We start from the raw sequence: 23549 nt of genomic DNA on the forward strand, positions 1-23549 counted from the left end.
TCTACGTCACAATCTCACCGCGGTTTAGCGCCCAGTCACGTTTGCCGCGTTGAAGTCTCACATTGATTGACACGCGAAATACCCCCGGCAAAAGATTCACTGATTGAGTGCACAAGGAGAACCACATGCAGTTTCACCACAATGGCTATGTATCTGAAGATCCACGCGTCCTACCCGCCCAAGGCTATGGCGTAGACCGCGACACCGAGCTTCCAGACGAGATGGATGTGCTCATTGTTGGTTCCGGGCCGGCGGGCATGATTGCGGCGGCGCAGCTGTCTATGTTCCCAAACGTTAATACCCGCCTCATTGAGCGCCGGCCTCATCGTTTGAAGCTTGGGCAGGCTGACGGCATTCAGTCGCGTTCCGTGGAGACTTTCCAGGCTTTCGGCTTCGCCACTGAAATTACGGATGAAGCTTATGAGATCACGGAGATGTCTTTCTGGAATAAGGATCCTGAGAATCCAGAGAACATCGTTCGCGGTGCACGCCCGCTTGATGATGAATTTGGCATTTCCGAATTCCCGCACTTGATTGTGAACCAGGCGCGCGTGTTGGATTACTTTGCTCGCTTTGCCAAGTACGGCCCGGCGCGCATCACTCCGGACTATGGCTGGTCTTTTGTGAGCCTGGAAGTTGAGCAAGACGGTGAGCGCCCGGTGGCTGTCACGGTGGAGGATACCGATGGCAATCAGCACGTTATTCACACCAAGTATGTTGTGGGCTGCGACGGCGCGCATTCCGGTGTGCGTAAGTCCATCGGACGTACAATGACGGGGGATAAGGCGAACCATGCGTGGGGTGTGGCGGATGTTGTGGTGGAAACTAACTTCCCGGATTGGCGCACCAAGGCTGCTATTCACTCGAAGGCTGGCTCGGCGCTGCACATTCCGCGTGAGGGTGGCTACCTTTCACGCATGTACATTGACTTGGGCGAGGTTCCGGCGGATGACAATGGTCAGATCCGCAAGACCACCATTGACACCATCGTGGGCAAGGCAAACGAGATTTATGCGCCGTACACCATCGATGTTAAGGAAGTAGCGTGGCATTCGGTCTACGAAGTTGGTCACCGTCTGGTGGATTCTTTCCACGATCATGATGAGACTCCTCGCGTCTTCCTCACCGGCGATGCCTGCCATACCCACTCCGCGAAGGCGGGTCAGGGCATGAATGTCTCGATGCAGGATGGTTTCAATATTGCGTGGAAGCTTGGGCATGTGCTTGATGGCCGTGCGCCGGAAGATTTGCTGTGTACTTACCACGGTGAGCGCCAGCCAGCCGCGCAGAACCTTATTAACTTTGACCGCGAATGGTCCACTCTGATGGCGACTCCAGTTGAGGAATTGGAAGATCCGGAGGCAGTGGAGAAGTACTACGTGGCTGCGGAAGAGTTTGCTGCGGGCATGCTCACTGAGTATGCATCGAATGCCATCGTGGGCGATACAACCTATCAGGATCTGGCAACTGGCTTCCCGGTGGGTAAGCGCTTTAAGTCTTTTGTTGCGAAGCGTCGCGCGGATGCACGTCTGCTGCACCTCGGCCACCAACATTTTGCCGATGGCCGTTACCGCATTTATGTTTTCGCCGACCAGACGGCACCAAGCGCAGACAATCAGAACTCGCCGGTGGTGCAGTGGGCTGATGTTGTCAGCGAGGCTATTGCCAAGTACACCCCAGAGCGTGCCGATGAAAATGCTCTGGTTGATGTCAAGGTCATCTACCAGCAGCATCACCATACTTATGAGCATGCGGATGCCCCACGTATCTTCCGCCCGCTCAACGGTAGGTACAAGATCACCAACTGGGAGAACGTATGGAATGCGGACAAGGATCAGGACATTTTTGATGCCCGCGGAATCTCTCGTGATGGCGCTGTGGTTATTGTGCGCCCTGATCAGTACGTCGGTGCGGTCTTGCCTCTGGATAAGCCAGAGCTTGTCGATGCCTACTTTGCGAACAATCTCATTGCCCAGTAGGTCTCTCTTAAAAGTAATTCATCGGTAAAATCACTTTGAGGTTTGTCGGGTTTAACAAGGCTAGAATCCCTGAGTAGACTCGCCTGCGTGCGCCAAAGTTGGAAGATATTTACTCGTGACGTTAAACGCTTAGGACAAGTGCCCAAAGCGTGGATCATTTTAATTGGCTTGCTCTTTGTTCCAGCGTTATATTCTTGGTTCAACATTGCTGCCTTCTGGGATCCTTATAGCAATACGCAAAACATTAAAGTTAGCGTAGTCAATGAGGATCTCGGAGGTGATTCTGAGACCACCGGTCACTTGGATGTCGGTAAGCAAATCACCGAACAGCTGGCTGAGAATGATCAATTAGGCTGGCAGCTACAGGATGCTGACACCGCAGAAGATCAGTTGCGGCGAGGGGAAACCTACGCCAGCATCATCATACCCAAGAACTTCACAGCGGATCTTCTGGCGATCACAGAAGGTACATTGACCCAGCCCACCTTGGAATACCGGGTCAATGAGAAATCCAGCGCCATCGCGCCGCAGATCACTGATACAGGTGCCACGGCCGTAGATCAGGCCATCACCGCCGCACTGAAACAAGAAATTGCCACTGCTGCAACGAAAACCATCAGCGATGAGGGAAAATCTTTAGAAGATGCCATCCTGGATGCCCGCGACACCACGAATACAACATTCGGCGAAACCGCCGCAAATCTTCGATCCGCACGCGGGGGATTGGATGATTTTAAAGCCCGTCTGAGCGAGGCCGAGGCTTCAATGACTGGAGCTAAGGACACCGTCGCGCAGGTCGACCAGGCTCTTATCGAAGGTCAAGATGCCCTCGCGCAGGTTCAAGATCTAGCAGAGTCAATCCAAACCGAAGTCACCAACTTCACCGACCAGACCACCTCGGCTTTCGTCGATGGTACCACCGCCGTCGCGGAAGGCACCGCCAACGCGAATGCTTCCATCGCCGATATCAATGCCACCTTGCAGCAAACCAGCGGGCGCTTAGATACTGCAGGCCAGCAAACTAACGATGCCATTCAGGCTGGTAAATCTGCCATCGAACAAGTCCAAGGCTTACTCAATGACAGCGCGCTAAGCCCCGAACTGGCAGCACCTTTAGAAGACACGCTGCAACGCTTGGAAGCCGGCAATGCCGCCAGCGAGCGCCTGCTGGGTGATGTCACTAGCCTGAATTCCGAGACTGCCGATACCGCCAATGCTATTTCTCAGGCCGCTGGTGCCATCGATTCAGCCGCGCAAGATACCAGCGCGGCTACACAAGCACTACGCGACGCCGTCGGCGATGGAATCCCGTCTTTAAATAGAACTTTGAGCAATCTCAGCACCATCGCAGGTTCATTCGCTGGGTCTTTAGAAGGTCAACGAGCCACCCTCGGCGAGGCCAATAACCTCATCGATGGGGTGGTGTCACAGTTGGAATCCACCCGCAGCGCACTGGATGATTTTGATATCACCTTAGCTGGGTTAGAGGACGGCGTACGCGATGTCCGCAGCGATATCCTTGCGTTGACGGCAAGCTCCAATTCCGAAAAGCTCCAGACCATCACTGACCTTAATTCCGATGAAATTGGCTCATTCTTTGCCGACCCAGTCACGATTAATAGCGAACCGGTCTATGAGGTCAACTCCTATGGTTCTGCTATGGCCGGGCTATTTACCAATCTTTCGCTATGGATTGGCGCCTTCATGCTCATCGTGGTCTTCCGCGTCGAAGTTGACACCGAAGGCTTCAAGCGCGTCACCGTCCCACAAGCCTATGTGGGACGATTCATCCTAATGGCGATTATGGTCGCGTTACAGGCAATTATCGTTGCCGCAGGTAACCTGATCATCGGTGTGCAAACCGTCAATGCCTTGGCTTTCATCGGCACCGCCGTCCTAGTGGGCTTGGCATATCTAAGCATCATCTATGCCTTAGCCTCCACTCTCGGGCTGGTGGGTAAGTTCATCGCCGTCTTGCTGGTCATCATGCAGATCCCCGGCGCATCAGGCCTTTATCCCATTGAGCTTCTGCCCGGATTCTTCAAGGCTATTTATCCTTTCCTCCCGTTTTCCTATGGCATTGACGCCTTGCGCGAAACCATTGGCGGTTTCTACGGCACGCATTACCTGCAGTTCATGGGGATGCTCGCGCTCATGGGCGGCGTCGCCTTTTTCCTCGGCATCATTCTGCGTAAAAACCTCGGGCATTTCAGCACAGTTTTTAATCATGAGATGGCGGAAAGCGAGCTCATCGAGTTCGAAAACGTTCAAGTTGTCGGCGATGGCTACCGCTTGGCCGACATCGTTCGCGCGTTGGAAGATCGCGAAGGATTTGCCGAAAGCATCAAGAACGAAGCTGAAAGGTACACCCGTCGCATTCATGTCACCGCCGGCATTGGCGTGGTCGGAATCATCGCACTCACCATTGCCGCTTGGGCGCTTCCCGATGCTAAGGCCCTTCTTTTGGGCTTGTGGACCGCCTGGACACTCTTGCTCATGGGCTTGGTGATTGCTTTCGATTACATCCGTAAGTCGTTGAAACAATCCGAGGAAATTATTCAGATGGATGACCAAACTCTGCACAAGTCTGTTTCTGCCCAGGCCAGCGGACTTCACACCATCGCGGCATCACCAGCTTCAGAGACTACGGAAGGGGAGAAATAATGCGGGATGCCCTGTCTGTTGTTAAAAATGACTTCTCCAAAGTCCGCCGCAGTGTCATGGCGACATGCCTGTTGCTCTTTCTTATCATCATTCCCCTGCTTTTTACGTGGTTTAACGTATTGGCTGCCTGGGATCCTTTCGGTAATACCAAAGACCTAAAGATTGCCGTCGCCAGTGAAGATGATGGCTACTCCAGTGATTTCTTCCCCATCGAGGTCAATGCGGGAGACCAGGTCTTGTCGCAACTTCGCGCGAACGAACAAATGGACTGGGTCATCACGAATCCCTCTGATGCCATTGAAGGAACCAAATCAGGGGAATACTACGCGTCAATTATCTTGCCCTCCACTTTCAGCGATGACATGCTGACCTTTTACGCCGATGGTTCTCAGCCTGCCCAAATCGCGTTGCACACCAACGAGAAAAAGAATGCGCTAGCACCAACCATTGCTAATAAAGGCGCCGAGGGTATATCGGCTAATATTTCGGAGACTTTTACCCGCACCATTGGTGATGTCTCATTGGGATTGGTGACTTCCTTGTCTGATTTCTTAGACCAAGGTGACACTCAAGATGCACTCAGCCGTATTGAGGCACGTGCCGAAAATCTACAGTCTCAGCTACGCAATGGCGCGCGAACCGCGCGAACAATGGGCGATTTAACGGAATCCGCTATCCCCCTTCTCGAAAGCGCTCAGCGTATTATTGATACCCCGAGGCCATCACTGTCTGACACCACTCGCGATGGCATCACGGATATTTCTGCTTCTTCCGACGCCCTAGATGGTGCTTTATCTGCCACCCGCGAAAGCTATGCCATCGTCGGCGACCGCATCGATGCACTCTACGAGACAGCCAACATTTCTCGAGAAACGCGTTCCGAAACGCTCAATACCTTGGCCGACAATGTCCAACTCAATATCAATGCTTACGAAGGGCTCAAGGACACCGTAAATACCCGAATTCGCCCGCTAGCTCCGGCCGAAGCCGCGACCCTCACCGGTCAATTAGACGAGGCTATAGCTTCCCAAGAAAGCGTGCGTGATCGTCTGCGCGCTGCGTCGGATTCAGATAGCCCAGAGCGTCCTGATTTCTCGTCGTTAGACCGGGCATCCAGCGCCATTGAGGATGTGCGTAACTCTGGCATTCGTGACCAAGTCAGTCAGCTGGCACAGACCCTGCGCGGCATCGGCGACACCATCGAATTGCCCGAAGGCGATATTCAGCTCAACACCGATTCCTTAGCAGGGGCGAGTGCAGCGCTTGACGATGTCGGTGCCACCCTAGACCAAAACGCGGATAGGCTCGACGACTTACTCGACCGGATAAACACCGCCAGCAGGACCGGCGATCTATCGGAGATCGCTGCAATTGTTGGCGATGATCCAGAAGCCTTTGCCCAAGCGCTTGCCGCCCCCGTGGAAGTAGAACGCCAAGCTATTTACCCTGTTGCTAGTTTTGGCGTAGGGATGGCTCCGCTGTACACCACTCTTGCGCTATGGGTTGGGGCACTCCTCACTGCGGTCGCGTTGCGCACCGATGTCGCAGCTAAGCTCACCAAGCATCGCCCAAACCGCTTCGACGAGGAAGTAGACCTTGAAAACGAGACCGAAGACGACACGGCAGAGATTCCGTCCGAGGCACCAGAAGAACCTGAGGAGATCGGGCCATTCGCAAAGTACTTTGGGCGCTATGGCACCTTCGCGCTCGTTGGCCTTGCACAATCTACATTGTTAACCCTTGGCCTTATCTTCTTCGTTAAGCTCGAGCCAGCGCATCCGTTCCTGCTAGTACTGGCCGGCTGGGTCTCATCATGTATTTTCATGCTGTTGGTCTACGCATTAACTGTGGCTCTGAGTAATGCCGGCAAAGCATTGGCTGTATTCCTACTCGTCATCCAAATCTCCAGCGCCGGTGGCTCCTACCCACTGCAGCTTTTGCCGCACTGGTTCCAAAGCGCCAGTCCTTGGCTTCCGGCAACTTATTCCATCCGTGCATTCAGGTCGGCGCTCGCTGGCAGTTACGGTGCTGACTACTGGATTGCACTAGCTACCCTGTTGCTCTTTATCATCCCAGCTTTAATTCTCGGCGTGGTATTGCGCAAACCTTTGGCTAACTACACCTCGGGATTAAATAAAGCTCTGGCAAAGACCAAGATGATGTAGTTAGGATGGGAACTGTACGCTCATCGTCTCTCCTCAAGGAGGAATAGCAATGGCACAACTAAGCAATCGAAAAGTAGCAGTTATCGCAACCCACGGTTTCGAGGATTCGGAACTTACTAGCCCAGTGGATGCAGTCAAAGAAGCCGGTGCAACAGTTACCATCATCTCTACTGAGGACCAGCCAATCACCGGCAAGAATGGCACAGAAGTACAGGTAGATCTGACATCGAAGGAAGCCAAGGCAGACGATTTCGACGCCTTGCTTCTTCCGGGCGGCACCGGCAACGCCGATCAGATTCGCCTGGACGAGCACGCAGTGAAGTTCGTCGAAGTCATTTTTGCCTCTGGGAAACCAACTGGCGTTATTTGTCATGGCGGCTGGATTCTTGCTGATGCCGATGTGCTCAAGGGGCGTACCCTAACGTCTTTCCCCAGCCTCCAGACTGACCTGCGCAACGCGGGTGCTACCTGGGTGGATGAGGAAGTACACACCGATAACGGGCTAGTCTCCTCCCGCACTCCAGATGATCTTCCAGCATTCAATGCGAAGATCATCGAGGAATTCGCAGAAGGCGAGCACTAGAAGCCATAAGCGGCGTCTTTTTCATCCCGGATCTTTTGATAGGTCTGGGTCAACACCACGGTGTCTTCTACTAAACGATCTAATCGTTGGAGGACATCGTGGTTTACTATTTCGCCACGCAGCAGATCGGCGCTTTCAACAAAGACATAAGGTTGCACGACTTGGCCCTTCATATAGGTGACAATCGGCTGTAGCTGCTGCGCTAAAACGAGGTAATGCTTAGACGAACCGGCCGTGGCAAACATCCCGACGACCTTGTCACGAAAAGCATTGGTAGGAAGGATGTCGAAGACATTCTTCAGCGCTGCTGGGATCGAGGCTTGGAAGATTGGCGTGCCGATGACTAGCGCATCAGCCTGCATAATCTTCTGCGCGATTTCTCCTGTATCACCGGTGTATTCGGTGTAGTTTCGGCCATCAGAGAAGACCATGTCGACCTCGGCCAAGTCGATGATTTCGACGTCTATATCAGAGTCGTACTCCGCAAAAGCCTGCTTTAAATACTCCGCCACCGTTTTGGTTTTGGTTCCGACATTAGAGCCCGAAATTAGTACTACTCGCATTATTTATCCCCCTGGTTGCTAGAAGCCGTGTATTTCCGGATTGCCGGAATTATCTCCTCACCGATGATATCGATCTGCTTCATTACATCAGCAAATTCCACACCACCGAAATCGATCTGGCCAATGTAACGCTGGTGGCCAAAGACCTCATGCTGGTGCAGAATCTTCTCTATAACCTGCTGTGGGCTACCCAGGTTCGCAATGCTCATCGGGTCCACGCTTTGGGCATACATCTGCTTCGGCATGCCCTGGCCGTTGGTGCGGATCATGCCCTCGTTCATGTGGCTGTACGTATTTTGCAGAGCCTTTTGTGAGGTCTCTGCCACGTGGAAGAAGCCAGCGGTGGTGATGGGCAGTGTTGCCGGATCAAAACCGGCATGTTCAGCCGCTTGACGGTAGGAATCAACGGTGCGCTGGAAGACGGAGGTGGTTCCGCCGAGGTGTGCCATGACCATTGGAACACCAGCAAGACCAGCCTTAATAGCGCTGCCTGGAGCACCACCGACCGCACGCCAAATGCGCAGGCGCTCTTCGGCAGGGCGTGGGATAACCTCGGCCTCATTGAGCGGCGCACGGAAGTTACCCGACCAGGTCACGGACTCTTCCCGGTTAATCTGCAGCAGCAGCTCGAGCTTTTCCTCATAAAGCTCCTCATAATCCCGCAAGTCATAACCCAGCAGCTCAAAAAGGCCGACACGGGATGCGCGTCCGGCTACTAATTCAGCGCGGCCATTGGAGATCAGATCGAGGGTAGAGAAGTTCTCATACACGCGCACCGGATCGGAGGTAGAGATAATTGTGGAGGAGCTACCAATCCGGATCTTCTCCGTTGCCTGCGCAATGGCACCCAAAATTACGGCGTGCGCCTGGGAGGCAAAGTACTCTTGGTGGGATTCACCCAACCCGAAATACGCCAGGCCCGCTTGCTCAGCAGCCTGCGCGTAGCGGATGAACTCGTGTACACGCTCGCCCGCGCTAACACGGGAACCATCCTTCGGGTTAGGGAGATGATCACCGAGTGTATAAATGCCCATTTCTAGGCCTTGACCTTGGTCAAAGCCGAAATCATGCATGGGGTTTGAGGGTGCAGTCATGGGAGATTCCTTAATATCTTTGTGGTGTTCTTGGTCTAATCATTCCAATGAATGACCTGACGGAACTATTCCCCTACACCCTATATATGTGATGTATCACCAACCCTGAATAGGGTTTAGATGGTTTCAAATGCCTTGAGCAAAACCTCGGTCTCTTCGGCCGTGGTCGCGGTGATGCGCACGCCCTCTGGGAATGCGCGCACCAAGACACCGGCTGCAGCAAAATCAGCGGCGATGTCCTGTGGCTGCTTCGGCAGGGAAGCGGCCGGAAGCCACACAAAGTTCGCTTCGGAGGAAATGGCACCCCAGGCGGCAAAGGCGGTGGTGATGCGGTCGCGTTCGATAACGGCGGCATCGATACGCTCTTTAAGCTCTTCTTTCGCCTGCAACGCTGCCACGGCACCGGCTTGGGCCACAGAGTTCACGGAGAAAGGAATTGCCACCTTGTTCAAAGCCTCAATCAGCGAGCGCGGGCCAAAGGCATAACCCACACGCGCGCCGGCCAAACCATAAGCCTTGGAGAAAGTACGCAGGCCCACAACGTTGTCATATTTAGCAATAACGTCGGTTCCTACCGGCTGGTTCTCGCCGCGGTTGTACTCGAAGTAAGCCTCATCCAGGCCGACCACGACATGCGCAGGAACCTTGGCCATGAAAGCCTCAAATTCGTCATTGCTAATGGTGGTACCCGTTGGATTATTCGGGTTGCAGATAAAGATCAAGCTGGTCTTATCCGTTACCGCCGCAGCGATTGCGTCCAGGTCCACGCCCTGTTCAGGGGTCAGCGCAACTGGAACTGGGGTAGCGCCAACAACCTGCACGAAGATGGGATAAGCCTCAAAGCTGCGCCACGGGAAGATGACCTCATTCTCAGCCGTGGTGGTGGCCTGCACCAGCTGTTGGCACAGTGCGGATGAGCCCGTGCCCACCGCGGTCTGCTCAAAGTCCACACCCAAGTGCTGTGCCAGCTGCGTGCGCAGTTCCACCGCGCCCATATCCGGATAACGGTTAACGCCAGCGGCGGCGTCAGCCATCGCCTGGGCTGCCGATGGAAGTGGGGCAAAAGACGACTCATTCGATGACAGCTTTACCGCATCATCCATGCGTGCGCCGGGAACATAGGCCGGAAGATTATCCAGGTCTGGTCGGATCATTATCAGGTGCTACCTTTTCTTTCTCTTAAACCGCAATTGAAACCATCTTAGTCCGCAGACATTTATGGATTACGTGGACCGCGGGGACCGAAATCAAACTCTGCTGTCATCGGGCCGAAAGCCTTCAAACCTGCGGGGGCATCCTCCGGATCAAGGTGGACTTCCAGGAAGGCGCCGGCATCGGAAGACTCAATCTTGCTCAACGCCTCTTCCAGTTCACCCTCGGTACGCGCCTGGTAGGACACCATGTCCGTACCTGGCACGAATACCTTGGGCAGCTCGGCATACTGCCAGTCGGCGATATCGTTGTACTTGTCATTCATGCCCAGGATGTAGCGCTCAATGGTATAGCCCTTGTTGTTAACCAACACGATGATGGGCTTGAGCTCCTCGCGCAAAATGGTGGACAGCTCTTGCGCGGTCAGCTGGAAGGAGCCGTCGCCGATGAACAACACGTGGCGGCGGTCGCGGTTGGCCAGCATGCTACCCAACAGTGCCGGAAGAGTAAATCCAATCGCGCCCCAAATAGGGGAGTTGATGTAGCGCGCACCCTTAGGCAAACGCTCAGGGGTGAGACCAATGTGCGAGGTGCCGGATTCCGCGATGACAGTGTCATCTTCTTTGAGGAAGCGAGCAAAACGAGGCCACATACGCGCATGCGTTAGCGGTGCTTCCTTCTCAATTTCCCACTCATCGTAGACAAACGGTTCTTTCTTCTTCTTGTGGGAAGTCTTGGTGCGGGCAATCAAGGCATCGAGAAGCTCTAGCGTATTAATGCCCAGGAAGAACTCACCACCGATGTTGACGTGCTGGTCGCCCAAGTTGATGATTGCCTCATCCGGCAAATGGTGCGTAAACGAACCGGAATTGACCTCAATAAACCGCGGATTGGTGGTAAAGAGCAGGTCAGAAGACTCAACGGTTTTCTGCACGCCCGGTGCGGAAGCCTTGCCGTTGTAGGAACCCAGGAAGAGGCCGTCGCGCTCAGAGAGCACGCCCTTGCCGGAGGTGAGCTGGGAATAAGGAATCTGGAGCTTATCCACTAAGGTGCGGAACTTCTCCGTAAAGCCATGGCGGTCGGTGTCCTGGTCAAAGAGGAAGACCGGCTTTTTCGCCTCGGCCAGACGCTCCAGAACACGGGTCACCGCTGCCTCAAGGCGCTCCTCATCAGAGCCCGGAAGCTGGGTGTTAAACGGTTCTTCCGGTACCTCAATTTCAAGGTGCGTGATATCCGAAGGGATCTGGATGTGCACCGGACGTTTTTCGCGCAGGCAGATGTGCAGCGCGCGGTCCATTTCTTCCACCACGTTCATCGGCGTGACGCGCACCGCGGCGCCGGTGAAAGGAACGATTGCGTCCAGCATGTTTTCAAAGTCGCCATCAGCCAAAGAGTGGTGCAGGTTCCAGCGGTACTCGGTGGAATACAGCGGCGGCGAACCCGCGAGGGAGACCATCGGAACGTGCTCCGCGCGTGCGCCGGCAATACCGTTGAGGGCAGAAAGCTCACCAACGCCATAGGTGGTTAACAATGCACCAACTCCATGCTGGCGGCCGTAGCCATCGGCGGCATAGGCGGCGTTGAGCTCATTGCAAGCGCCGACGAACTCAATATCCTCGGCCTCGTTGACTTGCTCGATGAAACTTAAGTTGAAGTCTCCCGGAACACCAATGAGGTGCTTGATTCCGAGGTCTTTCAACCGGCTGACAATGAATTCACCCACGGTAGTGCGCATTTTTCTCTCCTTTTACATCGCTCGTTAGACTCTATTGTGCTTCACATCACTTTCAATGTCACTAGACAAAACACGCGACTTTCTTCGACATATGTCGAAGTGTGACAGAATTAAATTCATGTCAGACTCACCAACCCCAACGGCGGCGCAGCTCGGCCAAATCCAGACCCTGGTGGATTCCTTGGCCAGCCGTTTGCAGCGTTCCGTCCAGGTGGACACCCCGGCTTTTTACGCTTTTTGCTCTAGCCCGCAGTACGGCGAGGTGGATAATGCGCGCGTGTTCAACGTGTTGCACCGGGAACCCAATCCGGAACCCATTCCGTGGTTGGTGGACAACGGTGTGCAGGATTCCCGCGAACCTGTGCGGTTGCCAGCGCATGAAGAACTCGATCTTTTGCCACGTCTGTGCGTTCCACTATGGGACGGGGAGCGGTTGTGCGGGCACATTTGGGTCATTGATTCGCCGGAATTATCGGATGCAGATTTAAAAGTTATCACCAGTTTCCGGGAGCCCATTATCAACCACATGGTGGCGCGGGATGAGACCTTCGTGCGCCGGGTCGCGGAGATGCGGGAGATAACGCGTGATGTCGCGCTCGGACTCGATGGCTCCCTCGCGCAGGCAGTGGATAACAATTTTCTGCCACGCCGCGGCACTATTCGCGTGCATCAACTCACCATCACTGAGGCCAACAACGCGCACCAGGAAGATGCCCCGGAGCGTCTCATGATGGAGTTGTTGCGCTTCCGGCGCCGTCGGCCGTTCCTGGTCACGGACAATCACGATGGCCTAACCATCATCGAGCGATCCGAAAGTTTGGATGCGTCGCAGTTGCTTTTCGATGAATTCCAAGCCGCCGCCATCGCCGTAGGCGCGCGCATTGTTTCACGTGGAACATCGACAATGAATGAACTTAGCGGCGCCCGCAATACTGCCCGGCGCGCGAGTTTTATGGCGACGGTGGCAGCACTTCAGGGCTTGGAATCACTGACGTGGGAAAAGGCCGGTGCCTGGCGCTTGCTGCTGGGCTGGGAGCTCACCCGGGCAACCGTGACGGCTCTTTCACCGGCCGCGAGTGCGCTGCTATCCGAAGGTTCTGAAACACTATGGCGCACGGTGATGGAGTATCTGGACAATGCCCGCAATGTCACCGCCACCGCGGAACGGCTGTTCATCCACCGCGCGACGTTGCACTACCGGCTGGAGAAGGCACGGGAGATGATGCCCGCCAATACGCTTGACGATGGCTGGGAGTGCACCTGCCTGCACGCCGCACTGCGCCTGCATGCGGCCTTGGAAAGCACCTCATAGAAAATCCAGCCTCGCTCGTTAGGGAGGAGCGGAGGCTGGATTAAAGTGCGAGCGTTTCTGACTTCTACTGCAGCAGTGTGCGGTCGGAGGTAGCGCCCTTAATTTTCGCGAACTCGGACATGAGGTCTCGCACGGTGAGCTTCTTCTTTTCTTCCTCGGAAGCTTCGTAGATGATCTGTCCATCGTGCATCATGATGAGTCGGTTGCCCACCTGGATGGCTTGCGCCATGTTGTGGGTGACCATCAAGGTGGTCAGGTTGCCTTGGGAGACAATACGTTCCGTCAGGGTAGTGACAAGCTCGGCACGCTGTGGGTCCAGCGCCGCGGTGTGCTCATCCAACAGCATGACATCAGGGTTGGTAAAGCCCGCCATGAGAAGGCTCAGTGCCTGACGCTGGCCACCCGACAGCAGACCTACCTTAGAACCCATACGGTCTTCGAGACCGAGTTCCAAGCTCTCCAACTGCTCGCGGAAGAATGCCCGACGCTTAGAGTTAAGCCCCAATGACAGCCCACGGCCTTTGCCACGCAAGTATGCGAGGGAGAGGTTTTCTTCAATCGTGAGGTTTGGTGCTGTACCCGCCATCGGGTCCTGGAAGACGCGGCCCACAACCTTGGCACGTTTGTGCTCAGGTTGCCGGGAGACGTTCTTGCCCTCGATGGAGATGGTTCCGGAATCAACAATTAACCGACCCGAAATCGAGTTGAGCAAGGTGGATTTGCCGGCGCCATTAGAACCGATCACCGTGACGAAATCGCCAGGATTGAGATGCAGTGAGACATCGACAAGCGCCTTGCGTTCGTTAGCTGTTCCGGCGAAAAAGGTCTTGGAAATGCTATCGATCTTAAGCATTGGCTACCTTCCTCCCGGCAGCTTTCGGAGTCCGTCCCGTGAGCTTCGGCAGCAGTAGCGCGGCGATGACCAACACCGCCGTAATCAGCTTCATGTCGTTGGGGTTCAGGCCCACCGTCAGCGCCACGTAGATGATCAGGCGGTAGAGGACGGAGCCCAACGCAACCGATCCAACAATGAGCCACAGGCGACGCTGTGGGATAACAGCTTGGCCGACGATGACAGATGCCAGGCCGACCAGGATGAGGCCAACGCCCATGGAGATATCCGCGAAGCCCTGGAACTGAGCAATCAGCGCGCCACACAGACCAACCAGACCATTCGACAGTGCGAGGGTCAGCGTCTTGGTGAAGTCAGTGGAGACACCGAAAGAGGTAATCATCTGCTGATTATCACCGGTAGCACGCAGCGCCAGGCCCAGGTCGGTGGAGAGGAACCACACGATGAGCATGACCAAAGCAACCGCACCGACGACCAAAAGGCCCACGACAAACCAGTCGTTCTTGATCTTATCCAGTGGCGTAAACACAGAATCTTGGCTCAGCAGCGGAATATTCGCGCCGCCCATAATCCGCAGGTTGATGGACCACAGGCCAATCATGGTCAAGATACCGGCGAGCAGGCCATCAATCTTGCCCTTCGTGTGCAAAAGACCGGTGATAATGCCGGCGATAAAGCCTGCAACAAAGCCCACGCCCGTCGCGATAATGGGGTTCACGCCATTGGTAATGAGTACGCCGGCGGCAGCCGCACCGGTGGTGAAACTGCCGTCAACGGTCAGGTCAGGGAAATCTAGAACTCGGAAGGTGAGGTAGACGCCTACGGCCATGACGGCATAAAGGAGTCCGAGCTCAACTGCACCGATCATACGGTCTCAGCTTCTTCCAAAATTGCCTCTGGGATTTCAATGCCCTGAGCTTCCGCTGCTTCTGGGTTCACCACGTAGGTGAATTCCTTCGCGGTCTCCACTGGGGTAGAAGCAGGCTCTTCGCCATCTTGCAGGATGCGCAGAGCCATCTCACCGGTCTGGCGGCCCAGCTGCTCGTAATCAATACCCAAGGTTGCGGCCGCACCACCTTCAACGGTGCCGGCCTCAGCGCCGATGACTGGAATCTGGTTGTCATTGGCAACGTTGATGAGCGAAGCAATGCCGGACACAACCATGTTGTCGGTTGGCACGTAGATGGCATCAACATCACCGAGCGCCTGCACAGCCTGCGGTATCTCCGTCACGGAGGTGACGGTCTGCGTAGTGACATCCATGCCAGATTCACCAGCCACAGTAGTTAGCTCATCCACCTGCACCTGAGAGTTGACCTCACCGGAGGCATAGACAACGCCGATGGTCTTCGCATCCGGAACCAGTTCCTTGAGCAGATCCACCTGGTCCGAAATCGGTGCGATGTCAGAGGTGCCGGTGACGTTTGCGCCTGGGGCGTCGTTGGAATCTACCAGCTCTGCTGCCTCTGGGTCAGTGACTGCGGTAAAGAGCAGGGGAGCATCCTTGATGGACTGCGCCATGGCCTGCGCCGCTGGGGTAGCAATAGCCAAGTACAGATCGTGGTCAGCGTTCGCCATCTGCTGCGCGATGGTCACCGCGGTGGACTGCTCGCCGTTGGCGTTTTGCTCATCCCATTCCACTTCGACGCCGGCGTCTTCAAACGCGGCCTTGAAGCCTGCGGCGCTGGCATCCAGTGCCGGGTGCTGCACGAGCTGGTTGATGCCGATGGAGTAGCTTTCCGCTGCGTCACCATCGCCGCCAGTGCTATCGCCAGCAGCGTCATCGCCGCTTTCCGATGAACAGCCAACCAGCACCAGTGCGGTCGCAGACAGTGCAGCAATGACTGAAGTCATGCGTGAGGGCTTGGAGATTCGATTAATTCTCATGTTGAGAGCTTCCTTATGTGTCGAAGGGAGTTCACAGGAAACGCCGGCCGCCAATAGACGCGCCACATCGCTTCCCTATGCAAAACCAGTACGGTAGTTCTAAATATAGCGGTTAAGCAGGGGTTTCAATACCTCTTCTGCAAACTTGTTCCATCCGATTTTCTACCCGTACCCACGGCTTGCGTAATGCAAGTCACATAACATGCAGCTCATGGCTATGTCATTCTTTTATTCACAACCCGCTTTAACTGTCTTAACGGTCGGTAAGTGCTTTTAATCTCAACCCCACCTGGGGGTATCAAAGATGCGCGCCGGATTCTCGCACTTCGTTCTCCAGCACCTTGTGCACTATAAAACCTCTCCCTATTACCGCGGTAGGAAAATAACCAACAGTCGGCCACGCGGCCCACACACGAGGGGGAAGTTTGAGACAAGACACCATAAGCTATGCCGGTTTTACACCGCGACCAACCGGAGCCCACCTCGCGTGGGCTTTTGCAAATGTTTGCAGCAGGGATGCTCGGGGCGGCCGGGTGTGGATTCGCAGCTGGATTCTTAGCCAAAAGCACACGCGGCCCAGTCGGGGATCTCATCACGCTAGGGGCCTTCTTAGGCTTTGTCCTTGCTGGTGGTGGAGTTCTCTATTTCGGGTTAGTGCGTCGCTACGGTTGGGGTTGGCAAGAGTTTGGATTCACCCGACCTACCCGTTCACTTTGGCACTTAACTTGGTGGATCCCCGCGACAATTGCAGCTGGCGGCATTAGAGCCATGCTCATCGGCACTGCACTGGGCCTAAGCCCGAGCGGCGGAAGCTCCGAGACGGCCGGCTTCCACCTCAGCATCGTTGCGAGCATCCTGATTTTTGTCATCACGGTAATCCTTGCGCCCCTTTTCGAAGAAATTGTCTTCCGACGCGTGCTCATGGACTGGCTTGATGCCCGATTCTCTACCTGGATTGCAGCGACAGTAACGACGGTAGCGTTCACCGCCGCCCACATCTCACCAGCCATCATGCTCTATATAGTGTTTTTGGGTACTTCCTTGATTCTTGCGCGCTTGTGGTTCGGAAGCTTGTGGGGATCATTCCTTGTCCATGCCGCCAATAATGGGCTCGTTACCGCAATAGCCCTGTTGGCTCTCTAATCGCAGCCCAACACCCGGTCCGGAAAGGACATAACACTCAACATAGTACTATGCTTGCATAAGTGCACTACAACGACATTTTCACACCTTTCACTGCCGTGGGGAGTACTAAGTCCTGAGCTCAGTACTTAGTACTCCACTTAATACTTCGGGGGTATAGAGAATGAAATTTCGGGATCTGTATCCCATTTTTTGAACTGTGGTGCTACAGTGTCTTTCATGAAGAACTTGAGCACCGTTAATCTTTGGTGGTGGCGCGCGTAACTCGCGGGCCTACTTAAAGCTTCCTTCTTTAAAGCTTCCCTAAAACCAGGCTCGCAGTGTGCGGGCCTTTCGTTGTCTTAAGGGACATAACCGGTATAGACCCGCGGACTGCGAGGTTAAAATTTTTAATCTCTAAACCAACACATTCGCGAAAGACAGATAGCTATGACCGGATTTATTACTGCATCACGGGCGCTGCCGTACACCACGGACGCCGCCTCGTTATTTGATGCCTTAGCCACCACACATGATTCAATGCTGCTGGAGTCAGCCGATATTGAATCTAAGAAAAACGTGCAGTGCCTGGCGGTGGTTGATGCTGCGCTCAAGGTCACGTGCCTCGGGCAGCGTGTCCGCGCCCAGGTACTGACCCCAGCGGGTCAGGCCATGCTGGCCCGTCTTGAGGAGCAGCTCGCTGACTACCTGGTTGCGCCGGGGGAGTTCGCATTTGAGCCTTCCACGGATATTGATGAGCGCCGTCGCCTGAAAGCCATTTCGAATGCAGAGGTTCTGCGTAAACTGCAGTTAGATGCAGGTTATTCACACGAAATGCTTCCTTTCTTAGGCGGCGGTTTTGCTTATGATTACCTCGATACTTTTGAGGTTCTGCCTGAGGTTCGTGATGGGGAAAATGAGTACCCGGATTATGAATTCGTGGTGGCGCAGACCCTGCTGCACGTGGATCACCTGAACCAGAGCATTGTTCTTCACGGTGTTGATGTGGATGCGGCAGAGCTAGAGGCACGGCTGGATAAGCATCTGGCTAAGGCACAAGAGCTTTTCGATGCCCCCGCGGCCGACACCACCGATGCCACTGATACTTCCGGGGCAGCAAATGAAAAGACCGTCACCGTCACCGCAGATATCTTGGACAAGGACTTCCGCAAGCATGTGGTGAACCTGCAGAAGAATATTTACGAGGGCGATATCTACCAGGTTGTCCCGGCGCGCTCTTTTTCCATGGAATGCCCAGACGCGTTCGCGGCATATCGCAAGCTGCGGGAGACTAATCCTTCTCCTTACATGTTCTATATCCGCGGTGCGGACTATGAACTAATTGGAGCTTCACCGGAATCTAATTTGAAGTTCTCAGCTGATACCCGCGAGGTACAGCTTTACCCAATCGCTGGCACGCGCCCACGCGGTGCAACCCACGAATTAGACATCCGCAATGAGCTGGATATGCGCACGGATACCAAGGAAGTTGCCGAGCACACCATGCTCGTGGACCTCGCGCGCAATGACCTCGCCCGCGTCGCGGTACCTGGCACGCGTCGCGTGGCAGATCTCTTGCAAGTAGACCGCTACTCCCGCGTCATGCACTTGGTCTCCCGGGTGGTGGCAGAACTGCACCCAGACTTCGACGCAATTGATGCTTACCGTGCGTGCATGAACATGGGCACGCTGACCGGTGCACCGAAGCTACGTGCGATGGAACTTGTCCGCAACACCGAGAATAAGCGCCGCGGCTCTTACGGTGGGGCAGTGGGGTATCTGCGCGGAGACGGCTCCATGGATAACTGCATTGTTATCCGTTCCGCATTCATTAAAAATGACACGGCTATTGTCCAAGCCGGTGCCGGCGTTGTCCGTGACTCCGTCCCACAATCTGAAGCCGATGAAACTTTGCACAAGGCTTACGCGGTACTGCACGCGATTGCCGCCGCCAACAACGCCACCCTGGAGGTCATCCGATGAGCACTGTAGAAAACAAGACTGACAACAAGACTAAAAACAAGCCGAAGGTTTTGTTGCTCGATAATCATGATTCTTTCGTCTACAACCTTGTTGATGCCCTCTCCGGCTATGACACCGTAGTCATGCGCAATACCGTCACAGTGACGGAAGTGCTCGCGCAACAGCCTGACATGATCGTGCTCTCCCCAGGCCCGGGTCACCCGACCGAAGCCGGCTGCATGATGGAACTCATCGACACCTTCTTGGGCAAGATTCCACTGCTGGGAATCTGCCTTGGTTTCCAAGCCTTGCTGGAGCACCACGGTGGGGAAGTGGCGCCCTGCGGTCCGGTCCACGGTTCAACCGACACGATGATTCTTACCGAAGCCGGAACCCAACACCCCGTGTTCAAGGGGCTGACCACTGATGTGGAACCAGACCAGCCGGACTATGTGGGCACCCAAGTTCCCATCGCTAGGTATCACTCACTTGGCTGCGTCAGCTTGCCTCAGGGACTGCGCGCTTTGGGCTACATCGATGACATCGTCATGGCTGCAGAAACCGAAGACGGCCTCGCGCTGGGTCTGCAGTTCCACCCCGAATCCGTGCTTACCCCAACGGGTCCGATCATGTTGGAGCGTTGCGTGGAGCAATTGGCATCGAAAAGCTAAAAAGCTTGCTCTAAGCAGACCATTAACCGCATGTTAAACACTATTTATTACAGTATCTATTAGTAACTAGAAAGGAAGCCCGTCATGGCAGCACCATTGAACGCTTTAACGAAGTACTTGGACAATCCCGCCCCCACAGTGGAGGAGGCCCAAGAGGTCTTCTACCCACTGACCAACGGTGATTATGACGATATCCACATCGCCGCACTGTTGGCCACCATCCGCACCCGAGGTGAAACCTTCGCGGACCTGGCTGGCGCGGCAAAGGCCTTCATCAACGCCTCCCGCCCGTTTCCTATCACCGGCAAGGGCATTCTAGACTCCGCCGGCACAGGTGGTGATGGCACCAACACCATCAACATTTCCACCGGTGCATCCTTGCTCGTCGGCGCTGGCGGCGCAAAAGTTATCAAGTGCGGCAACCGTTCTGTCTCCTCCAAGTCCGGCTCCGCCGACGCCTTGGAGGCACTCAACATTCCGCTCGACTTGGATGTTGACCGCGCCGTCCGCCAGTTCGAAGAATCAGGTTTTACATTCCTCTACGCACCGGCGTACCACCCTGCCGTCGCGCACGTTATGCCAGTGCGCCGCGCGCTGAAGGTGCCCACCATCTTCAACTCACTCGGCCCCATCCTTTCCCCGGCGCGCCCAGAGTTCCAGATCATGGGCGTTGCTAATCCACAATCGGGCCGTACCATCGCCGAGGTTTTCAAGGAGCTGGGCCGCGGCCGCGCGATTGTTATGCACGGCGCGGGCACCGATGAAATTGCCGTTCACGGCCCAACCCAGATCTGGGAGCTGCGTGATGGTGAGATTGAGGAATACACGCTGAATCCGGAAGACTTTGGCGTGGGCACCCACCAGCTTTCTGACCTCACTGGTGGTGACGGTGTGGAAAATGCTGCAGCTCTGCGCAAGGTCTTCGACAATGACGCACCGGCCGCTCATCGCGATGCCATCGCCACGAATGCCGGCGCAATGTTCTATCTCACCGGGCATGCAGACAGCTTCAAAGAGGGCACGGATAAGGCTTTGGGCTTGCTTGCCGATGCCACGGTGAAAGATTGGTTGCAGCGCCACGAGGAGGCAAACTATGCCAAATAAGAATCCACTTCCGACAGTTCTCGAAGGAATTGTTGAGACCCGCCGGGGGCATCTGGAAGGCATCGCTAAGCGAATTGCGCACGTTGATGTAGATAACCTGCCACGCTCAACCCGCTCCCTGTATGACAACCTGCATGGCGCAACCAACGCGTTCATCATGGAGTGCAAGTCTTCATCTCCTTCCCTCGGGTTGATTCGTGAGCACTATGAGCCAGGTGCCATCGCCCGGATTTACTCGCGTTATGCCGCCGGTATTTCTGTGCTTTGTGAGCCTGAGCGTTTCGGTGGGGACTATGACCATCTGCAAACCGTTGCCCTGTCCTCGCACCTGCCTGTGCTGTGCAAAGATTTCATTGTGGATGAAGTTCAAATCCATGCCGCACGCTACTTCGGTGCCGACGCCATCTTATTGATGCTCTCGGTGCTAGACGATGAAGAGTACACACGCCTGCAAAGTGAAGCCCACCGATTCGGCCTGGACGTGCTCACCGAAGTCATTGACACCGATGAAGTCGAGCGCGCTATCCGTTTGGGTGCGAAGATCTTCGGCGTCAATCACCGTAATCTGCACGATCTCAGCATCGATCTGAGCCGCTCCAAGACTCTATCTTCTCTGCTTCCTGAGGGCTCTGTTGTGGTCTCCGAATCCGGCATTCGCAACAATGCCACCGTGCGCGCTCTTGGCGGTCACTCCAATGGTTTCCTGGTGGGTTCTCAACTCACCTCCACCCCGGACATTGACCGCGCCGCCCGTGAGCTGGTCTATGGCCACAACAAGGTCTGCGGACTCACTACCTGGTCTGCTGCCCAAGCCGCTCGCGCCGCTGGGGCTGTCTACGGCGGACTGGTCTTCGAAGAAGCATCTCCACGCAATGTTTCACGTGAAACAGCGGAAGACATTATTGCCCACGAATCTGATTTGGACTACGTTGCGGTATCCCGCCGTACCGAAGGCTGGGCCGAGTTAGCTGCCATCGATGGCGTGGAAGCACTGCAATTGCACGCGCCGTACCAAGGCAGCTTCGAAGCCGAGTTCGAGTACATCCACGCTGTGGTACAAGAAGTTCGCGACTCCGGTATCGCCGTCGCATCCTCCAAGGATGAAGACCTGGACTTCGGCGCAGAGAAGGAGAGTGGTCTACAAATCTGGCGCGCTGTCTCCATGACTTATGCCGACGGCCCCGCTCTTGCCCAGGCGCTTATCGCGGACAAAGCAGTCGACCGCGTTGTTCTCGACTCCGGCGATGGCGGAACCGGCACGAGCTTCGACTGGTCCACTGTTCCTGAATCCGTTCTTTCCTCCGCGCTCCTCGCAGGCGGAATTGGCCCCGATAATGCCGAAGAAGCTCTTCGTGTTGGCACCCTCGGCCTCGACCTCAATTCCGGACTGGAGACCTTCAAGGGCGTTAAGGACACTGGACTCATCGCGCGCACTTTTGCGACAATTAGAAATTTCCACGCTTAAAGGAACATCAGACATGACTGAAACTTCTACTACGAACGAATCCCGAGAGACACTCCTTCCGGCCTACTTCGGCGAATTCGGCGGACAATTCGTCCCAGAATCTCTCATCCCTGCCCTCGACCAACTCGAAAAGGCCTTCGTCGATGCCATGGAGGACGAGTCTTTCCAAAAGGAACTCGCAGACCTCCTGCGTGATTACTTGGGCCGTCCAACCCCGATTACTGAAGTCCACAAGCTCGGCGGCAAGGCGCGCATCTTCCTCAAACGCGAGGACCTTGTTCACGGTGGTGCCCACAAGACCAACCAGGTCTTGGGCCAAGCACTGTTGGCTAAGCGCATGGGTAAGACTCGCATCATCGCGGAGACCGGCGCCGGACAGCACGGCACCGCGACAGCTCTTGCATGTGCGCTATTAGACCTTGAATGCGTTGTCTACATGGGTGCTAAAGACGTTGCGCGCCAACAACCAAACGTGTTCCGCATGGAACTGATGGGCGCCAAAGTCGTACCCGTTGACACCGGCTCCGGCACTTTGAAAGACGCCGTCAACGAAGCATTGCGGGACTGGACCGCCACCTTCCATGAGTCGCACTACCTTCTCGGTACCGCCGCCGGCCCGCACCCATTCCCAACCATCGTGCGTGAATTCCACCGCGTCATCTCCACTGAGGCGAAGGCGCAGATGCTTGAACGCATCGGCGGTCTGCCAGACTTGGTCGTCGCTTGTGTGGGTGGCGGTTCCAACGCAATTGGCATGTTCGCAGATTTTATTGATGAAGAAGGCGTGGAACTTGTCGGCGCTGAGCCCGGCGGAGAAGGCCTCGACTCCGGCAAGCATGGTGCGACCATCAACAATGGCACCATCGGTATTTTGCACGGCGCTCGCAGCTACCTCATGCGCAATACCGACGGCCAAGTAGAGGAGTCCTACTCGATCTCCGCCGGACTGGATTACCCAGGCGTAGGCCCACAGCACGCGCACTTGCACGCTACCGGTCGCGCGAAGTACGTCGGCATTACCGATGCTGAGGCACTTGAAGCTTTCCAGCTGCTCTCCCAACAAGAGGGCATCATTCCAGCACTCGAATCTTCCCACGCGCTGGCTTATGCGCTCAAGCGCAAGGACGAAGACATCAACATTCTGGTCTCCCTTTCCGGTCGCGGTGACAAAGACATCGACCACGTTCGCCAGACTCTCGAAGCACACCCTGAGCTTGTCATCAAGGAGAAGAACTAAC

General features: G+C 55.3%; 18 protein-coding genes. 11 read left to right on the plus strand and 7 right to left on the minus strand.

Annotated elements, in window-relative coordinates:
• Positions 1 to 125 precede the first annotated feature (125 nt).
• The 4 genes from CCASEI_RS13880 (at position 126) to CCASEI_RS13895 (ending at position 7391) form a co-directional block, all read left to right on the plus strand.
• On the plus strand, positions 126 to 1979 hold the full coding sequence (locus CCASEI_RS13880; RefSeq protein WP_025388335.1) for an FAD-dependent monooxygenase: 1854 nt from the start codon (positions 126 to 128) through the stop codon (positions 1977 to 1979).
• 87 nt (positions 1980 to 2066) lie between these two features.
• Complete coding sequence (locus CCASEI_RS13885) at positions 2067 to 4643, plus strand: YhgE/Pip domain-containing protein (RefSeq protein ID WP_006822237.1); 2577 nt, start codon at positions 2067 to 2069, stop codon at positions 4641 to 4643.
• Complete coding sequence (locus CCASEI_RS13890; RefSeq protein ID WP_006822238.1) at positions 4643 to 6808, plus strand: YhgE/Pip domain-containing protein; 2166 nt, start codon at positions 4643 to 4645, stop codon at positions 6806 to 6808. Before CCASEI_RS13885 ends, CCASEI_RS13890 begins: the two co-directional genes overlap by 1 nt.
• Positions 6809 to 6857: 49 nt before the next feature.
• Positions 6858 to 7391 carry a type 1 glutamine amidotransferase domain-containing protein gene (locus CCASEI_RS13895; protein ID WP_006822239.1) on the plus strand — a complete coding sequence of 178 codons (534 nt, stop codon included), beginning with the start codon at positions 6858 to 6860 and terminating at the stop codon, positions 7389 to 7391.
• On the opposite strand, the gene CCASEI_RS13900 is transcribed toward CCASEI_RS13895, so the two are convergent.
• From CCASEI_RS13900 to CCASEI_RS13915, 4 genes are all read right to left on the minus strand, one after another.
• On the minus strand, positions 7388 to 7954 hold the full coding sequence (locus tag CCASEI_RS13900; protein WP_025388336.1) for an NADPH-dependent FMN reductase: 567 nt from the start codon (positions 7952 to 7954) through the stop codon (positions 7388 to 7390). The genes CCASEI_RS13895 and CCASEI_RS13900 overlap by 4 nt on opposite strands.
• On the minus strand, positions 7954 to 9048 hold the full coding sequence (locus CCASEI_RS13905; RefSeq protein WP_081748504.1) for an LLM class flavin-dependent oxidoreductase: 1095 nt from the start codon (positions 9046 to 9048) through the stop codon (positions 7954 to 7956). The genes CCASEI_RS13900 and CCASEI_RS13905 overlap by 1 nt, the downstream gene beginning before the upstream one ends.
• A 116-nt stretch (positions 9049 to 9164) precedes the next feature.
• Complete coding sequence (gene hisC, locus CCASEI_RS13910; RefSeq protein WP_025388338.1) at positions 9165 to 10202, minus strand: histidinol-phosphate transaminase; 1038 nt, start codon at positions 10200 to 10202, stop codon at positions 9165 to 9167.
• Positions 10203 to 10264: 62 nt separating this feature from the next.
• Positions 10265 to 11935 carry an alpha-keto acid decarboxylase family protein gene (locus CCASEI_RS13915; RefSeq protein ID WP_025388339.1) on the minus strand — a complete coding sequence of 557 codons (1671 nt, stop codon included), beginning with the start codon at positions 11933 to 11935 and terminating at the stop codon, positions 10265 to 10267.
• Positions 11936 to 12053: 118 nt separating this feature from the next.
• Here CCASEI_RS13915 and CCASEI_RS13920 point away from each other — a divergent pair, with 118 nt between their 5' ends.
• Positions 12054 to 13247, plus strand: a complete 1194-nt coding sequence (locus CCASEI_RS13920) for a helix-turn-helix domain-containing protein (protein WP_025388340.1) — start codon at positions 12054 to 12056, stop codon at positions 13245 to 13247.
• A 64-nt stretch (positions 13248 to 13311) separates the two neighbouring features.
• Here CCASEI_RS13920 and CCASEI_RS13925 read toward each other — a convergent pair whose 3' ends face one another.
• The 3 genes from CCASEI_RS13925 to CCASEI_RS13935 are packed head-to-tail and all read right to left on the minus strand — an operon-like array spanning position 13312 to position 15987.
• Positions 13312 to 14100: an ABC transporter ATP-binding protein gene (locus CCASEI_RS13925; protein ID WP_025388341.1), complete on the minus strand. Its 789-nt coding sequence runs from the start codon at positions 14098 to 14100 to the stop codon at positions 13312 to 13314.
• Complete coding sequence (locus tag CCASEI_RS13930) at positions 14093 to 14968, minus strand: ABC transporter permease (RefSeq protein ID WP_025388342.1); 876 nt, start codon at positions 14966 to 14968, stop codon at positions 14093 to 14095. Before CCASEI_RS13930 ends, CCASEI_RS13925 begins: the two co-directional genes overlap by 8 nt.
• On the minus strand, positions 14965 to 15987 hold the full coding sequence (locus CCASEI_RS13935; RefSeq protein WP_025388343.1) for an ABC transporter substrate-binding protein: 1023 nt from the start codon (positions 15985 to 15987) through the stop codon (positions 14965 to 14967). The genes CCASEI_RS13930 and CCASEI_RS13935 overlap by 4 nt, the downstream gene beginning before the upstream one ends.
• A gap of 768 nt (positions 15988 to 16755) precedes the next feature.
• Here CCASEI_RS13935 and CCASEI_RS15510 point away from each other — a divergent pair.
• The 6 genes from CCASEI_RS15510 (at position 16756) to trpB (ending at position 23548) form a co-directional block, all read left to right on the plus strand.
• A complete protein-coding gene (locus tag CCASEI_RS15510; protein WP_225868411.1) occupies positions 16756 to 17130 on the plus strand; it encodes a CPBP family intramembrane glutamic endopeptidase in 375 nt (124 codons plus the stop codon).
• A 429-nt stretch (positions 17131 to 17559) separates the two neighbouring features.
• Positions 17560 to 19092: an anthranilate synthase component 1 gene (locus CCASEI_RS13945; RefSeq protein ID WP_025388345.1), complete on the plus strand. Its 1533-nt coding sequence runs from the start codon at positions 17560 to 17562 to the stop codon at positions 19090 to 19092.
• Positions 19089 to 19742 carry an anthranilate synthase component II gene (locus CCASEI_RS13950; RefSeq protein ID WP_006822250.1) on the plus strand — a complete coding sequence of 218 codons (654 nt, stop codon included), beginning with the start codon at positions 19089 to 19091 and terminating at the stop codon, positions 19740 to 19742. The genes CCASEI_RS13945 and CCASEI_RS13950 overlap by 4 nt, the downstream gene beginning before the upstream one ends.
• A gap of 84 nt (positions 19743 to 19826) precedes the next feature.
• Complete coding sequence (gene trpD, locus CCASEI_RS13955; RefSeq protein ID WP_006822251.1) at positions 19827 to 20846, plus strand: anthranilate phosphoribosyltransferase; 1020 nt, start codon at positions 19827 to 19829, stop codon at positions 20844 to 20846.
• Positions 20836 to 22311: a bifunctional indole-3-glycerol-phosphate synthase TrpC/phosphoribosylanthranilate isomerase TrpF gene (gene trpCF, locus CCASEI_RS13960; protein ID WP_025388346.1), complete on the plus strand. Its 1476-nt coding sequence runs from the start codon at positions 20836 to 20838 to the stop codon at positions 22309 to 22311. The genes trpD and trpCF overlap by 11 nt, the downstream gene beginning before the upstream one ends.
• A 13-nt stretch (positions 22312 to 22324) precedes the next feature.
• Positions 22325 to 23548 (plus strand): tryptophan synthase subunit beta, encoded by a 1224-nt coding sequence (gene trpB / locus CCASEI_RS13965; protein WP_025388347.1) that lies wholly within the window; start codon positions 22325 to 22327, stop codon positions 23546 to 23548.
• Position 23549: the final 1 nt, after the last annotated feature.

The organism is Corynebacterium casei LMG S-19264 (assembly GCF_000550785.1).
Classification (GTDB): Bacteria; Actinomycetota; Actinomycetes; order Mycobacteriales; family Mycobacteriaceae; genus Corynebacterium; species Corynebacterium casei.